Source organism: Nitratireductor rhodophyticola, assembly GCF_019891355.1.
Lineage (GTDB): Bacteria > Pseudomonadota > Alphaproteobacteria > Rhizobiales > Rhizobiaceae > Nitratireductor > Nitratireductor rhodophyticola.
Map to the genome: position 1 here is coordinate 187143 of NZ_JAHSSF010000001.1, position 16313 is coordinate 203455.

Annotated in this window: 12 protein-coding genes; 7 read left to right on the forward strand and 5 right to left on the reverse strand. The window is 61.5% G+C overall.

Annotated elements, in window-relative coordinates:
- Window positions 1–34: 34 nt before the first annotated feature.
- Genes KUG85_RS00855 through KUG85_RS00870 form a run of 4 tightly spaced genes read right to left on the reverse strand, consistent with a single transcriptional unit; the run spans window position 35 to window position 5153 of the window.
- Complete coding sequence (locus KUG85_RS00855) at window positions 35–625, reverse strand: sarcosine oxidase subunit gamma (protein ID WP_223003828.1); 591 nt, start codon at window positions 623–625, stop codon at window positions 35–37.
- The gene (locus KUG85_RS00860; RefSeq protein WP_223003829.1) at window positions 618–3611 is read right to left on the reverse strand and encodes a sarcosine oxidase subunit alpha family protein; all 2994 of its coding nucleotides are present in this window, start codon (window positions 3609–3611) and stop codon (window positions 618–620) included. Before KUG85_RS00860 ends, KUG85_RS00855 begins: the two co-directional genes overlap by 8 nt.
- Window positions 3608–3883 (reverse strand): sarcosine oxidase subunit delta, encoded by a 276-nt coding sequence (locus KUG85_RS00865; protein ID WP_065815011.1) that lies wholly within the window; start codon window positions 3881–3883, stop codon window positions 3608–3610. The genes KUG85_RS00860 and KUG85_RS00865 overlap by 4 nt, the downstream gene beginning before the upstream one ends.
- A 10-nt stretch (window positions 3884–3893) precedes the next feature.
- On the reverse strand, window positions 3894–5153 hold the full coding sequence (locus KUG85_RS00870) for a sarcosine oxidase subunit beta family protein (RefSeq protein WP_223003830.1): 1260 nt from the start codon (window positions 5151–5153) through the stop codon (window positions 3894–3896).
- A gap of 198 nt (window positions 5154–5351) precedes the next feature.
- Between KUG85_RS00870 and KUG85_RS00875 the strand changes: the two genes are divergently transcribed.
- From KUG85_RS00875 to KUG85_RS00905, 7 genes are all read left to right on the forward strand, one after another.
- The gene (locus KUG85_RS00875) at window positions 5352–7817 is read left to right on the forward strand and encodes a mechanosensitive ion channel family protein (protein ID WP_223003831.1); all 2466 of its coding nucleotides are present in this window, start codon (window positions 5352–5354) and stop codon (window positions 7815–7817) included.
- Between the two features lie 107 nt (window positions 7818–7924).
- Window positions 7925–8197 carry a hypothetical protein gene (locus KUG85_RS00880; RefSeq protein ID WP_007007793.1) on the forward strand — a complete coding sequence of 91 codons (273 nt, stop codon included), beginning with the start codon at window positions 7925–7927 and terminating at the stop codon, window positions 8195–8197.
- 221 nt (window positions 8198–8418) lie between these two features.
- Window positions 8419–9852: a UbiA family prenyltransferase gene (locus KUG85_RS00885; protein WP_065815014.1), complete on the forward strand. Its 1434-nt coding sequence runs from the start codon at window positions 8419–8421 to the stop codon at window positions 9850–9852.
- A gap of 3 nt (window positions 9853–9855) precedes the next feature.
- On the forward strand, window positions 9856–11205 hold the full coding sequence (locus KUG85_RS00890) for an FAD-binding oxidoreductase (RefSeq protein ID WP_223003832.1): 1350 nt from the start codon (window positions 9856–9858) through the stop codon (window positions 11203–11205).
- 111 nt (window positions 11206–11316) lie between these two features.
- Window positions 11317–11754 (forward strand): EamA family transporter, encoded by a 438-nt coding sequence (locus tag KUG85_RS00895; protein ID WP_223003833.1) that lies wholly within the window; start codon window positions 11317–11319, stop codon window positions 11752–11754.
- Window positions 11751–12758, forward strand: a complete 1008-nt coding sequence (locus tag KUG85_RS00900; RefSeq protein ID WP_065815016.1) for an NAD-dependent epimerase/dehydratase family protein — start codon at window positions 11751–11753, stop codon at window positions 12756–12758. Before KUG85_RS00895 ends, KUG85_RS00900 begins: the two co-directional genes overlap by 4 nt.
- A gap of 56 nt (window positions 12759–12814) precedes the next feature.
- Window positions 12815–14242, forward strand: a complete 1428-nt coding sequence (locus KUG85_RS00905; RefSeq protein WP_245291744.1) for an aspartate aminotransferase family protein — start codon at window positions 12815–12817, stop codon at window positions 14240–14242.
- A gap of 151 nt (window positions 14243–14393) precedes the next feature.
- Here the strand turns inward: KUG85_RS00905 and KUG85_RS00910 are convergent, their stop codons facing one another.
- Entirely contained in the window at window positions 14394–16118 is a 1725-nt protein-coding gene (locus KUG85_RS00910) for a hypothetical protein (RefSeq protein ID WP_223003834.1), read from the reverse strand.
- Window positions 16119–16313 lie beyond the last annotated feature (195 nt).

The following is a 16313-nucleotide window of genomic DNA, read 5'->3' on the forward strand; positions in this document are numbered from 1 at the left end:
TCCGGTGTCGCCGCGCCGGGCCTATCTTCCGAACCTATCTAATTGTATAGCCCACATCTTCCGCCGCCCGGCAAAGCGTTTTGGCGAAAGCTCTTGCAAACGAGCGGAAAACGTAGAGCTCGAAGCGTTTCTCGCCCCGGCGCTGGATTTGCACGAACACATCGTGATGCGCCGTCGCCCGGCCGGCATGGACCGGGAAGGCCGCCAGGCTGAAGTCCAGCGCGAAGAGCTTGGCCAGAACCCATTCCACCCGCGGACCCTCGATGCTCAGAACCGTGCGCCCGTGGGAGAGATCGGTCACGGTGCCGGTCTCGTCGCCAATGGCAGCAATGATATCCCCTGCCAGAGCTTCATCCATCCCGCTTACGAGAAACCGGCCGGGGCCGATGTTGAAGGCGCAGGTGCCCTCGCGGCTGGCAGCGCCGTTTCCGGGCAAGGCCGGAAGCCTGAGACGGCAGGTGGCGGAAATGCTTTCTGCCAGTGCTTTCTCTTTGCCGGGCCAGGCATTTGCCTCGACAATCGAGCCCTTCAAGACTTCGGATATCGTGACGCCGCTTCCGTCGGCGAAGTCACCATGGGAGCCGGGGCGGAAACCGCCGCCCAGCGGTGATGCGCGCTCAACCATGCATGCGCTCCCCATCCGGATCGAAGAAATGGTGGCTGACGATCTCCACCTGACCGAAACGCCGGCGTAGCGGATCGGAAAGCAGGACCCGCGTTCCATGGCGCGCCTTGCCGCCCCTGATGAGCGCCAGGCCGATATATTTCTGCAGAGCCGGTGAGTAGCAATAGGCCGTCACATGACCGATGCTTTCTCCCGGCTCATCTGAACTGCCGCGCTCTACCAGATGCGCGCCGCCGCCGAGCTTCTGGCCATCGAGCGAGACGATGCCGACGAGCCGCAGCCGGTGCCTGTCGATCAGGGCAGGGCGGTCCATCAGGCCCGAACCGATGAACGGCTTTTTCTTGGACAGCATCCAGTCGAGATAAAGATCGCGGGCGGTGGTCCGGCCATCGATCTCGGCACCTGTCACGTGCCCTTTCTCGATGCGCAGTGCGCCAAGCGCCTCCATGCCGTACGGCGTGATCTCGAAGGGTTCGCCCGCTTCCATCAGCGCTTCCCACACATGCTGCCCATGACCGGCGCCACAATAAACCTCATAGGCGCGTTCGCCGGAAAAGGAGAGGCGGCAGATCATGACGGAGGCACCCTCAATCTGGCCATGAACAATGCCCATGACCGGCAGTGTCTCATTGTCGACTTTCGTTCCCGTCACGCAGCGCTCCAGCACGGCGCGGGCCTTCGGGCCGGCGATCGCGGCGCCCGCCCACTGGTCCGTCACCGAGGTGAGGTGCACCTTGAGATCGGGCCAGAGAATGTCGAGGCAATATTCCAGATGCTGCATCACCGCGCCTGCATTGGCGGTGGTTGTGGTCATCAGGAAGTCGGTTTCGCCGAGACGCCATGTGGTGCCGTCGTCGAAGGCGATGCCGTCTTCGCGCAGCATCAGACCATAGCGGGCCTTGCCCACTTTAAGCGTGGAGAAGGTGTTGGTGTAGACGCGATCAAGGAAGGTAGCGGCATCGGGGCCCTTGACCGCGATCTTGCCCAGTGTGGAGACATCGACAATGCCCACGGAGCGGCGCACCGCCGCTGCCTCGCGAATGTAAGCCTGTTCGACCGTTTCACCGGCACTTGCGTAGACCAGCGGGCGGTGCCACAGACCCGCCGGGGTCATCTCGGCGCCGTGTTCGACATGCCAGTCATGCATGGGGGTGAAGCGCTCGGGCTTCAGATCGCCATAGCGTTCCGCAGCCAAAGCACCGATGGCCACCGGGGAGTAGGGCGGGCGAAACCGCGTGGTGCCGGCTTCGGGGATCGTGATGCCGCGCGCTGCCGCCATGATGGCAAGGCCCGGCACGTTCGACGTTTTTCCCTGGTCGGTCGCCATGCCGAGCGTCGTGTAGCGCTTGAGATGCTCGACGCTGACGAAACCTTCGCGGTGGGCAAGCCGCACATCGTCGGCGGTTACATCGTGCTGGAAATCGACAAAAGCTTTGCCCTTGCCCCGAATTTCAAGAACCGGCGCTGGCGCAGGATTGAGCGCTTCGGGCACGATTTCAGGCAGTCTGGCGCGGGATGGGCGCTTGCCGGCGCATTTCAGGCCCGCATCGCGGCCACTCGCAAGTGCATCGGCGGTGCCGAATTTTCCAAGGAATGCGCCGGCGCCTGTCCAGCGTTGTGCTGGCTCGGGTGGCAGGAATGCCTGTTTATCCTCATCCCAGACCGGCTTTGCGCCCGCCTGGCTTGTCAGGTGAAGAACAGGCTGCCAGCCACCGGAAACCGCGAGACTGTCGCATTCAAGCGGCCTTGCGTCTCCCGAAAGCCTGCCCGTTTCCGCGTCGAACGCCTGAACAAGTGCTGCGGATAACGCACGGCTGCCCCTTGTGCCGACGACGGCGTGACCGGTCAGCGGCACCACGCCCGCCTCGTCGGCAAGTGCCGTGGCTGCATCGCCGATCCGTGGACGCACGTCGATAAGGGCTGCGACATGGCCGCCAGCGCGCTTGATAGCAACCGCAGCCTCGTAGGCGCTGTCATTGTTGGTAAAGAAGATGGTTCTGTTTCCGGGCAGAACGCCGAATTCCGCGGCATAGCGGCGCGTGGCGCCGGCCAGCATGACACCGGGACGGTCGTTGCCGGGAAAGACGATGGGGCGTTCCAGTGCGCCCGTCGCCAGAACCACGTCGCGGGCTCGGATTGTCCAGTGCCGCTGGCGCGGGTGGCCCTTCGGCGTGCGGGCTACATGATCGTGGACGCGCTCAAGCGCTGCCAGCGTGTTGCCGTCATAATAGCCCCAGACCGCCGTGCGCGGTAAGAGACGCACATTGTCGAAGCGGGTGAGCCTTTCCGTCAGCTCCGCCACCCATCGATGAGCGGGTTTTCCGTCGAGGGTCTCGTCCGACCAGCGGGCGAAGCCGCCGGTCTGCGGTTCCTGTTCGGCGAGGATCACGCGCTTTTCGGCCTTTGCCGCAGCCTCGGCTGCCATCAGGCCGGCGATGCCTCCGCCCACCACCAGAACGTCGCAGAAGGCGTTCACCCGCTCGTAGCGTGAAGGGTCGGCCTCGTAATCGGCTCTGCCAAGACCGGCGGCGCGGCGTATGAAATGTTCGCACATCATCCAGAAGCGCGTGCCCTTCAGTGGTCCGATCACAGGACCCATGAAGGTCTTGTAGTAGAAGCCCGCACCGATCAGTCGACCTCCGAGCTGGTTTACCGCTCCAAGATCCCACGCCAGAGAGGGAAAGCGATTCTGGCTTTCCGCACGCAGCCCGTCATAGATTTCGATCTGCGTGGCGGGAATGTTGGGCTCGCGCACGCCTTCTCGCAACAGGGTCACGAGCGCGTTCGGTTCGTCGACACCGGCACTGAAGACACCGCGCGGGCGATGATATTTGAAGGAGCGGCCTGCGAGCGAAACGCCATTGGCGAGAAGCGCCGAGGCCAGCGTGTCTCCGGCATGACCGGTGTAGCTCTCGCCATCAAACGTAAAGCGAATGGTGCGGGCGCGGTCTATTAGCCCGCCCGTTCTGGTGCGGCGGGGGCTCATGCGGCGCCTCCGCTGTCCGCACTTCTGGCGAAGGCGACCGAGCGAATTTCATGGGTCAGCGTGTCGCGCTCCACCACCAGATGCGCGCGGCATCCGCCGGCGTGCTGCCAGTATTCGCGGTGCAGCCCTGCCGGATTCGGCCGGTTATAGACATAGTCGAGCCAGGCTTTCGTATCGGTGGAAGCGGGATCAGGGCGCGTGCGCGTCGCGTCGCCCTGGTAGGAGAATTCGGCGAGGTCGCGGGGGCCGCAATGCGGGCAGTCGATCAGCATGGCGTGTCCCTCAATGCAGTTTGGGTGTCGGGCCATGGCCCGTTTCGTCAATCGCCGCACCGCGCTCGAAGCGGCTGAGCGTGAAGGGAGCGTTGATGGCGTGGGGTTCGTCCCTGGCGATGGTCCAGGCGAAGGAATAGCCGGAGGCAGGCGTCGCCTTGAACCCGCCATAGCACCAGCCGCAATTGAGATAGAGGCCGGGCAGGGGCCCTCTGGTGATGATGGGGGACCCATCCATCGACATGTCCATGACGCCGCCCCAGGAGCGCAACAGTCTCAGCCGCGCGACGGCGGGGAACATGGCGCAGATTTCACTCATCACGTCTTCCGCCGTGGGAAGGTTTCCGCGCTGGGCATAGGAATTGTAGAAATCGAGACTGCCGCCAAAGACCAGCCCGCCCTTGTCGGACTGCGACATGTAGAGATGGCCTGCGCCGAAGGTCACGACGCAGTTCACGAAGGGCTTGATCGCCTCAGAAACGAAAGCCTGAAGGACGTGGCTCTCAATAGGGAACCGTTCGATGCCAGCACGCTGCAACACCCGGCTGGTGCTGCCGGCGACCGCCAGCGCCACTTTCTTTGCCCGAATGTCGCCTCTTGTGGTGGAAACGCCGGTGATCTGATCGCCGTCGCGCAGGAAGCCTGTCACCTCGCAATTCTCGATCAGGTCGACACCGCGCCGGTCGGCGGCGCGTGCATAGCCCCATGCGACCGCGTCATGGCGGGCCGTGCCCGCACGCGGCTGCAGAAGCCCGCCGGCGATGGGAAAACGCGCCGAGCCGGAGGTGTCCAGACCCGGCACCTTGCGTGCGATCTGCTGCGGCGTCAGCCATTCGGCGTCCACGCCGCCATGGCGCATGGCGTTGCCGCGGCGGATGAAGGCGTCGGCCTGGCCGGGGCTGTGGGCAAGGTTCAGAACGCCACGCTGCGAAAACATCACATTGTAGTTGAGCTCATGGGAGAGGTTTTCCCAGAGTTTCATGGAAAATTCGTAGAAACGGACGGATTCGGGCAAAAGATAGTTGGAGCGCACAATCGTGGTGTTGCGGCCGATATTTCCGGAGCCGAGCCAGCCCTTTTCCACTACGGCAACGTTGGTGATGCCGTGTTCGGCTGCAAGATAATAGGCGGTTGCCAGACCATGTCCGCCGCCACCGATGACGATGACGTCGTATCTCGGTTTGGGATCGGGCTTGCGCCAGGCCGGTTTCCAGTCCCGATTGCCCGAAAGAGCATTCTTCAGAAGCGAAAGAGCTGAATATTCCGCCATGCGCCGCCATTCTTTTTGCCTGACCCAGCCTTAAGCTATAGGACACGCCAGACGCCGGAGGCAAATAAAGCGCCATGGCTTTTCACAGGCCCGACCCTGATGCGCCGATAAGCTTGCTGCGCAGGCGTGGCTCAGGCAATGTCCGCGTATCGACACCGACCTCCGATTGCATGTGATTCCGTGAGAAGACTGACAGAAATGTTGTTGAAGCTTCGTGCCCTGCCGGTTCTCCTGTGCCTTGTTTTCCAGTTTGCCGCGCTTGTGCCGGCGGCGGCGCAGGGGCCGGAGAACTTTCTGCAGACCCAGCGCGAAAAGCTCTCCGGGATCGAAGCCACAGTCGACAGGATGGAAAAGGAGGTTGACGATCAGGCCGCTGATGACGGCGAACTCGTCGCAGTTCGTGTTGAGCTGGAAAGGCTCGCGCGCGAGGTTTTCGATGCCAGCCTGGCGTTTCGCCCAAGGCTAACGGAGATCAACACGCGGCTCGAACAACTGGGTGAGCCGCGTAAGGAGGGGGAACCAGCCGAACCCGAGGAGGTGACGCGCGAGCGCACCCGGCTCCTGGATGAAAAGGCGAGTTTCAATGTGCTGATCGGCGATGCCGAACGGCTTTCCGTGCGCATCAACAGCGTTGTGGACGAGATCGCCGAACTCAGGCGCGACCTCTTCACGCGTACGCTTTCACGCCGCTACGACATCTCCGCGGCGCTCAGCTCTGATGTGGCCGGTGAATTCACGCAGGAGGTGGGGCGGGTCTACAAGCGGGTATCCGCCTGGCTGACCTTTGTCGTTAAATATCGCCTGAAATCACTTCTGCTCGCCACTGCGCTCGCAACGATCGCCGCCCTTGCGCTGCTTTTCGGGGGGCGGCGTCTGTTCGGCGATTTCATCGAGCCAGACCCGACCGAGACGGAACCCACCTATCTCAGCCGCCTTTCGCTGGCGCTGTTCTCCACGCTCATACCTTCGCTGTCGATCGGCGTCTTTTTGGTTTCAACCTACTACTTCCTCGATTACTTCAGCTTGCTGCGCAGCGATATCGCGCCGCTTCTCTGGTCTCTCTTCTCTGTCATTCTCCTGGTCTATTTCGTCTACCGTCTCGCACGCGCCATTCTTGCGCCCCGACGACCGAACTGGCGGCTGTTGCCCGTGCGATCGCAGGCGGCACAATGGTTGCTCGTGCTGGCCGTTTTCACGGCGGTCTCAACCGGTTTCGATTATTTCATGGATCAGGTCTATTCGCTGTTCGGCTCGCAGCTTTCGCTGACGGTGGCGACCAGCCTCGTGGCCACCGTAATCGTTGGGCTGCTCATCATGGCGATTGGCGGCGTCAGCCCTCTGGACGACGAGGAGGGCAATCCAAAGCAATGGCCCCTCAAATTCCGCTATCTCCTGTTTGCCCTCGGGGCCGCGATCATCGTCGCGGCCATGCTTGGCTATATCGGCTTTGCGCGGTTTCTTTCGCAGCAGGCGGTGGTGACGGGTGCGATCGTTGCGACCATGTATATCGGTTTCCTGACGGCCGGGGCGATCACGTCGGAAGGCGCTTTCGCCAATTCCTGGCTGGCGCGCCGGCTGGAGCGGTACACCGCCTTCGATGAAACCGCGCTCGATCAGCTCGGTCTGGTCACCGGCATGCTTATAAACACGGTTGTGGTCCTGATCGGTGTGCCGCTCATTCTTCTGCAATGGGGATTCCGCTGGGCGGACCTGACGGCCTGGGGCTACCGTATCGCCGGCAGGATCCAGGTCGGCTCCCTGTCGTTTTCCATCATCGGCATTCTCACCGGTATTCTGGTTTTCGTGGTCGGCTATTTCGTCACGCGCTGGTTTCAGAGCTGGCTCGACGGCAAGGTCATGGCGCGCAGTCGCATGGATTCAGGCGTGCGCAATTCCATCCGCACAGGCATCGGCTATGTGGGGCTGGTGATCGCTGCCCTGATCGGTATCTCTGCGGCCGGCATCAACCTCTCCAATCTGGCCCTGGTGGCCGGTGCCCTTTCACTCGGTATTGGCTTCGGGCTGCAGAACATCGTCTCGAACTTCGTCTCGGGCCTGATCCTTCTTGCCGAGCGCCCGTTCAAGGCGGGCGACTGGATCGTCGCGGGCGGCGTGTCCGGCACAGTGAAGAAGATTTCCGTGCGTGCAACGGAGATCGAAACGTTCCAGCGCCAGTCGGTGATCCTGCCGAACTCGGAACTGATCAATGCCGCCGTGGGCAACTGGACCCATCGCAACAAGCTTGGGCGCATGGAGATACCCATCGGTGTGGCCTATGGCTCCGATGTGCGCCGCGTGCACGAGATTCTGCTGGAAATCGCCAAGTCACATCCGCTTGTTCTCAAGAATCCGGAGCCGTTCGTGCTGTTTGCCGGTTTCGGCGACTCGTCGCTTGATTTCGAGATCCGCGTCTATCTTTCCGACATCCTTATGCAATTGAACGTGCAGAACGATATCCGCTTCGCCATCGTCGATGCATTCGAGGCTGAGGGGATCGAAATTCCGTTTCCGCAACGCGATATCCACGTGCGCTCGGGGCTGTTCAGAGCACAGGAGCCCGATGAGACGCCGAAGGATGAAGAACCAGCCGATGAGATGGAGGAAGAGCAGGATGAGGTGCCGGCGGGCCGGCGCCGGCGCCGGCGCAAGGTCGATCCGGAATAATCCTGATCGCCTGAATATGCCGTTCAGTTGCCGTTCAGGTTGAAATCTCTATAAACGAGGCGAAAAGGGGCTCAAGGGCCCGCTGCTACAGGGGCGGTGACACACCGATGAAGACCATGAAGACATTCTTGCTTGCAGCCGTGGCGCTGCTGGTCGCAGGCGGCGCGGCTTTCGCGGCCAGTGTCGTCAACCGTGACAGTGAACCGCGGACCATCGTTGTGACGGAAGGCGGTTCGCAATCCGAGATCGTGGTCGGCGCTGGCGAAACCATCGAGTTCTGCTCGGCCGGCTGCTTCGTGACGATGCCAAATGGCGACCGCGAAGTGCTGACCGGTTCAGAGACAGTCGAGATTTCGGAAGGCCGCGGCCGCGTGCGGTAGAGCCGCACAACATGGGCTCGGGACGTTTTGCAAACTCCGGCAAGTGATTGCCGGAGTTTTTTGCTGTTCTTACAGGGTATTTGCCAGGTGCCCTTAGGGAAACTTTAAGCGTATTCCTGAAATCTGCCTGCGGGTTTGCCCCGACTGTCTGCCGCTTCAGACTTTGGAAGCTCATTTCGCGTAAGGCCGTTGGAAGAACGGTCTTTTATGCGGGGGCTTTTATGGACGCGCGATCCGAACGCAATGCAGTGCCTTTGGCTGTCGATCTCGACGGCACTCTGATTGCGACCGATCTGTTGTGGGAGAGTCTGTTCCTTCTCCTGCGCCGCCGACCCCTCTGCCTCTTTCTGTTGCCGTTCTGGCTGATGGGCGGCAAGGCGCGGCTGAAATGCGAGATTGCGTCGCGTGTCGATCTGGATGCCGCGGGACTGCCCTATCGGCAGGACCTTCTGGCTCAGCTGCGCAAGGACAGGGCGGATGGCCGTCACATCGTCCTGGCAACGGCTTCGCCCAAAAAGTTTGCCGATGCGATCGCCTTGCATCTGGGCGTTTTTGACGAGGTCATCTCCACAGAGCCCGGCCGCAACATGGCCTCCGGCATGAAGCGTGACGCGCTGGTCAAGGCATTCGGCGATGGCGGGTTCGATTATGCGGGCAACAGCCGCGCCGATATCGCGGTCTTCGATGCCGCGCGCAGGGCCGTTGTCGTTGCTCCCGACCGCGCGGCTTCTCGCTGGCAGGCGAGGAATGGCGGCGAGCTTCTCGAGGCGGCAAAACCCACATTCAAGACCTATGTGAAGATGCTCAGAGTGCATCAATGGCTCAAGAACAGCCTGATCTTCGTGCCGTTGATCCTCAGTCACGAATATTTCAATGTTCCGCTGCTGACCCTGTGCGTCCTGGCATTCGTCTCGTTCAGCACGGCAGCGTCCGCCATTTACATTCTGAACGACTTCTTCGATCTTGGCCTCGACCGTCGACATCCCACGAAGCGGAACCGACCTTTCGCAAGCGGCATGCTTTCGATCCCGTTCGGTTTCGCGTCCATGCTCGTGCTTCTGGCGATAAGCGGCGCAACGGCGCTTTTTCTTCCGCCACTCTTCGGCCTGGTGCTGATTGGCTATCTGATTGCCACCACCGCCTATTCTCTTTCCCTCAAGCGCATGCTGCTCATCGACGTGCTGACCTTGGCGGGGCTTTACACGGTGCGTATTCTTGCCGGCAGCGCGGCGACCATGATCGGCGTGTCGTTCTGGCTCCTGGCCTTCTCCGTCTTCTTCTTTCTCTCCCTGGCGCTGGTCAAACGCTATGTGGAACTGCGTTCCACCGAGCTTCCCGCAGGCGAGCGCATCGCAGGGCGGGGCTATCGCACGGAAGATCAGGAAGTGATCGCACAGGCCGGCATGGCCTCCGCCTTTTCCTCGGCCATGGTTCTGGCGCTTTACATTCAGAGCAGCGCCGTGCGCGATCTCTACGAGATGCCCTGGCTGATCTGGCCGCTCTGTCCCATTGTCCTCTACATCACGATCCGCATGTGGATCCTGGCGCGGCGCGACGAAATGCACGACGACCCCATCGTCTTCATCATCAGCGACTGGCGCAGCCAGTTGTTTGGTGTTCTGGGCGCGGTGCTCCTCTTTACGGCGGGGTTCTGAAGCATGGCTGATTATTCGGCATTCGGACTGGTGCGCAGAAACACGGCTCAGGCGATTGGCGCTGAAGATGCGGTCGAGCGTCTGCGCGCGGGCAGGGGGCTGCCGTCGTCCGTGCTGCCTTATGGCAATGGCCGGTCCTATGGCGATACCTGCCTGAACGATGCAGGCGCGCTGATCGACATGCGCACCATGAACCGCGTTCTGGCCTTCGATGCCGAAAGCGGGCTCTTTACGGCGCAGGCCGGTCTCATGCTGTCGGACCTGATCGCTCATGTCGGTCCGCAGGGCTGGTTTCCGGCTGTGGTGCCGGGCACTCAGTTTGTCACGCTGGGCGGGGCAATTGCCAACGACGTGCATGGCAAGAACCATCACCGGCGCGGTACTTTCGGCTGTCACGTGGTTTCCTTCACGCTGCTGCGGTCCGATGGCGAGACCCGCCATTGCAGCGCGCAGGAAAACGCGGAGCTCTTTCGCGCCACCATTGGCGGCATGGGGCTGACAGGTTTGATTCTCGACGCGACGATCAGACTGATGAAGGTCGCTTCCGTCGATGTGAACGAGCGCGTGCGTGGCTTTTCCGGGCTCGACGAATATTTCGACCTGGCGGCCGATGCCGACGCCGGGAACGAGTACGCGGTGGCCTGGCTCGACCAGCTTGCTTCTGGCGCGAACACGGGCAGGGGCTTCCTGCTGACGGCAAATCATGCCGAGGACGGGGACGTCTACCGCGTGCCCGCCGCTCGCCGCCTTGCTGTTCCTTTCCGGCCTCCGGTCAATTTCCTGAACCGGTGGTCGCTTGCCGCTTTCAACCGTGCTTTCGCCTGGAGCAAGGCGCGGGCGGAGGGCGTTCGGCGCTCGTCTTACGAAAGCTATTTCTTCCCGCTCGATGCGGTGCGCCACTGGAACAGGCTCTACGGTCCGCGCGGCCTCCTGCAACATCAGAGTGTGGTGCCCTTCGAGGCCGCACGGAAGACCATACCGGCCATGATGGCGGCGGCGCGCGAGGCCGGTCAGGCCTCGTTCCTCACCGTGCTCAAGCGCTTCGGCGATGTTGCCTCACCCGGCATTCTTTCGTTTCCGAGGCCGGGCTATACGCTGACACTCGATTTCTCCAATGCGGGTTCGGCCACCCACGCGCTCTTCGAGCGCCTCGACCGCATGACGGTGGAGGCGGGTGGCGCGGTCAATCCCTATAAGGACGCGCGCATGGGAGCGGCCCTGTTCGAGGCCTCTTTTCCGGGCTGGCGCGATCTTGAGGCACTACGGGATCCTGCATTTCTTTCCGACTTCTGGCGGCGCACGGCGCTGCAATTGCCGGCAGGCGAGAAGGGAGAACGTCATGCAGCCGAATAATCGGGCATGGTTCAGGCAAACGCAAGATTTTCACGCGATGGATGCAATTTATCTCGGCTGCTTCACGCTTTGTTTGCAAGGGGGCGCTATGACGGACAAGGGCGGGACAAGATGAAATACATACCCTTCATTCTCTTCACGGTGATGACCAACGCGGCTGCGCAGCTCATGCTGAAACACGGCATGATGACACTGGGCGATTTGAGCTTTGCCGGCACCAATCCCATTCTGAAGATGCTTCAGATTGTCTTCAGCCCCTGGATCTTTGCCGGCCTGTGCGTGTTCGTCATCTCCATGGCGTCGCATCTCTACGTGCTTTCCAAGGTCGAGTTGTCCTTCGCCTATCCGTTTCTGAGCCTTGCCTATGTGGCGGTGGCGGTGTTCGCCTACTTCCTCTTCAAGGAAGACCTGAACGCCTACCGCATCGCCGGCATCGCGCTGATCTGCGTCGGCACCGTGCTGATCGCGCAGAGCGGCCGCGAAATGCCTGAAGAACAGGCGGCGCTCGCAAAAGACAAACTTCAGTCCGAAAGGTCGATGATCCAATGAGACATATCATTTTTGGCGGTGACGGCTTCGTCGGCCGGCACCTGGCTCCCAAGCTCGTGGCCGATGGCGAAGAGGTCATCGTTGCCGACATCGTGAAGAGCGACCTGCCGCACTACCGCCAGGTGGCGTTCGTCCATTGCGACGTGACCGATCCGGCTGCCATCGAGGCCGTGGGCATGAAGGCCGACGACATGGTCTACAATCTGTCGGCCAAGATGCTGTCGCCGATCCAGGTGCGCGCCAAGCGGCACGACTTCTTCTACCCGGTGAACTATCACGGCACGGTCAACATCATCGAGGCGATGGACAAGGCGGGTGCGAAAAACCTCGTCCACTTCACCACCGACATGATCTACGGCCACACCGTCACCTATCCGATGACGGAGGATCACCCGGTTTCGCCGCTTGGCGAATACGGCCAGTCCAAGCTCGACACCGAAGTGCTGGCAGCCGAATGGCGCAAGCGCGGCATGAACATTTCGCTGTTCCGCCCGCGTCTCATCATCGGGCCGGGACGTCTGGGCATTCTGGAAAAGCTGTTCAAGCTGGTGGACATGAATCTGCCGGTGCCGATGATCGGTGCGGGCAAGAACCCCTATCAGTTCATCTCCGTGTTCGACTGCGCGGAGGCTGCGCGTCTTGCCTGGAAGGCCGGCGTGCCGAACGAGGCCTACAATCTTGGCTCGCTCAATCCGCCGCCGGTGCGCAAGCTGCTTGGCGATCTGGTGAAGCATGCGGGCTCGAAATCGTTGCTTCTGCCCACGCCGGGCTGGGCCGTGAAACGCACGCTCGACATGCTCGACTGGATGAACATGCCGTTGATGGACCCCGAGCAGTATCTGATCGCCGACGAGATGTGCGTGCTCGACGTTTCCAAGGGCGAGCGCGATCTTGGCTGGGTGCCGCAATACAATGATGGCGACATGCTGATCGCCGCCTATGACGAATATCGTGCCAAGAAATCTGGCCAGGCCGTTGGCGCCAGCCAGGTTCCGGCCGAATAGGGGAGGTCGCCATGACCGTCGTGACAAAGACCGAGACGAAAGGGGCAAGGCCCGTGATGGATGCACCCGAACTCGCACCCAGGACAATCGCGAAACCCGACCTCCTGACGGTGGAAGATGCCAAGGGATTGAGCGTCGAGCGGATGACCGACCTGTTCAAGGCGCATCTCAACCCCGGTCAGCTTCACTTCATGAAGCTGCTTGGCTTCCACAAGATCAAGATCGAAAGCGCTGAGGGGATGTATTACATCGACCAGAACGGTCGAAAGATCCTCGATTTCTTCGGCGGTTTCGGGTCGCTGGCCTTCGGCCACAACCATCCTCGGATTCTCGAGGCGCGCAAGAAATTCCAGGACGAGAAGCGCCACGAGATCGCCATCGCCTTCATGTCGCAATATGCGACGGCGCTGGCGGCCAATCTCGCTGCCTGCTCACCGGGTGAGCTCGACATGGTGTTTTTGGGCTCCTCGGGCTCCGAGGCGATGGAATCGGCCATCAAGCTTGCCGAGCGCGCGGCCGGCCCCAAGCGACCGAAGGTCGTCTATGCGGAAAATTCTTTCCACGGCAAGACCAAGGGCGTTCTCACCATCACCGACGGCAATCTTTACCGCGCCGAGTTTCGCCTGACGGACAATACGGTGCGCGTGCCCTTTGGCGATATCGACGCCATCGAAACGGCTTTCCGCACCGATCCGGAGATTGGCTCGATCGTTCTTGAAACGGTGCAGGGCGGCGGCGGCATCAACGAGGCGCCGCGCGAATTCTGGCAGAAGCTGCGCCAGCTTTGCGACCAGTATGGCGTCATCTGGGTGGCCGACGAGGTGCAGTGCGGCTACGGGCGCACCGGCCGCTTCTATGCCTTCGAGCATTATGACGTGGTGCCGGACATCACCGCGCTCGCCAAGTCGCTGGGAGCCGGCAAGGCCGCCATGGCCGCGATGATCGCCAAGCGCGACGTCTACATGAAGGCCTATGGCACGCCGAAAACGGCGATGATCCACGCCATGGCCACGTTTGGCGGCATCGGCGAGGCTTGTGCCACGGCCATCGAGGGCACCAATGTGCTTTATGACGAAGCGCTGATGGAGAACGCCGAAAGCACCGGTGCTTATCTCGTCGAGCGGCTTAATGCACTGAAGGACAAGTATCCGCGCATCATCAAGGACATTCGTGGTCGTGGCTGTATGGTCGGGCTCGAATTCCATGATTTCTCGCAGACCCTGCCGGCGGTTTTGCGCCCGGTGGTGGGCGTTTTGGATGACAAGCTCAAGGGCTCGCTGTCTGGCTTTGTCGGTGCGCTTCTATTGCGCGATTACGATGTGCTGGTGGCCTTCACCGAATACAACCGCAACGTCATCCGCCTCCTGCCGCCGCTCATCATGCGACCCGAGCATGTGGACAAGCTGGTGGATTCGCTCGATGCGCTGCTTGGGCGCGGTGTCGTTTCCATCGTGAAGGATTTCGTCAAAAGCCAGGTGAAGTGAGAGCCTGCTTCTGAGAGAATGAGTCTGAAACGCTTTTCAAGGCTTTGAAACGTTTAGGAATAGCGCCTCTCGCGCGACAACTGGCCGGGCTTGTCCCGGCCTTCTTTTTGTCTGCGATGGCGTTCGCCCGGCTTTGAAAGAGCTGCCGCGCCTATTCGATCCGGTCCGCCATGCGCGGGCTCAGATAGGCGTTGAAGCATTGGTTCAGCGTGATGCGCTCATGGTCCTGCATGGCGGGCGCGTAGATCTTGAGAAGGTCCGCATTGGCCGTGGTCAACGGGCAGGTGGGATGCAGGATCAGGTCCGTCTGGCGAACGGCCTCCAGTGCTTCAGCATCTGGCGGGGGAACGGCGCGTGTGGGATCGGCTCCGATCGCCACGTGCAGTGGCGCATTCCGGTCCAGTAGCCAGGGGAAAGGGTTGACGAAGTTCAGGTTGAGGATCGTCTCGAACCTTACTCCCTGCTCTTCTTCCAGCTCGCGGATCGCATTAATGGCGCCGTCGATGGCCATCAGATGCGCCGCCTGGAAATGGAATTCCGAGTAATAGACGGAGGACGGCAATTCCTGAATGCGGATGAAGTCCGCGTAGGTGTCGCGGTGGAGCGTATAGAAATCCAGCATTTTTTCAGAACGCGCGAGGATTTCGGGTCGCATGTTGAGGCGGCCGAGCGTTTTCAGGTTCTGGTTCGGCATTTCCACATTTTTGATGGCGCCGATATAGGTGCGTGCTGCACGCTCCACCGTGTTGACCAGCGGCGGCAGGGCGGCGGCGGAGGCAAGGGCGGCAGCAACCAGAAAGACGGGGCGTTCCGTTTCGCGCTGCCAGAGCCGCACAAGCACGGGCAGGAGCACCGGCCAGATGAAGATGAGCGCCTGGCTTCCGGTGTTCTGCGTTTCGAAGAAGATGCCTGCGACAAGCACCGCCATGATCCAGAATGCGTCATGGTCGATGATGGCAGCAATGGCCGCCACACTCGGCGCGCGCAACTTGCCGGCGAGCATCCCGCGATCCCGGTAGAGCAGGAAGAGCGCCAGCAGGCCCGCGGGCGCGACAATGCCGAATGTGTGCGACGCGGCCTGGAGGAAGCGGGGCAGGAGGCTGCCTTCGTTCATGACGACGAGCGCCAGGATGTCGCTGATGTAATTGAGCGTAAAGCCGGTCCAGACTTCCAGAAGGCCCAGAATTCCCAGGAAGATGACCGCCGAGGCGACTGCAGTGCGGATGGAGACGCGGTCCGCCGCGAAAGCGAAGGCGCATAGAAGCCCACCGGAGACGAAGCCCGTAATCTTTGTCAGGAAGAGGCCCGTCATCCCGGCCACGATGGAGACGAGCAGCATCCGCTGGTCGCGCAGATAGACGAGCGCGACGGTGAGCACATAGAGAAGCTGGCAAACCTGCCGATTGTAGATGCCGAACCCGTCGGATCCGGGAAACGGATAGAATTCGCGGGTGTTGAACGGCAGAAGGGCGAAGGCGAGAAAGGGCAGAAGCAGCGCCAGCGCCGTTCCGCGCGACTTCGCATCCACCTGCCACAGCGCCAGCGCCATGAGCGGTGCGGTGACGGCGAAGAGCGACCAGTGCACCAGCAGGAGCGGCTGCGCGTTGGCAAACAGCTTCACGCCGCCTGCAAACAGATAATAGCCGAGCGGTCCCACGGGCGCGAAGAAGTCCGTGGCGGGGATCTGGCCGGAAAAGATCCGGTTTGCGGCATCGAAGTAGATGAAGAGGTCCCAGTACATGGGGCCGATCGGTACGTTGAGCGGCAGGACGAGGAAAACCGCCATGACAAGTGCCGTCATGGCCAGGATGGCCACCGGGCCTGTCAGCCATCCGCGCCGTCTTGCCGTAGCCACGTGTTCGACCGCCATTGCCATGTCTGCCCCCGGGGTGCCTTCTGCCTGTCGTCGCCTTCTTTTCTACAGAAGAGGCGGTCAGAAGAAGTTAATTCACCTGCTCAATCGCCTGTTTTGCTTAATGGCGCGGGCCGTTTCGGCGATGTCGCATTCAGGCAAAGAAGTTCTGTCTTCTGCGGACTAGGATCATTTCGGATCATGGGCGTCATCCAGCCT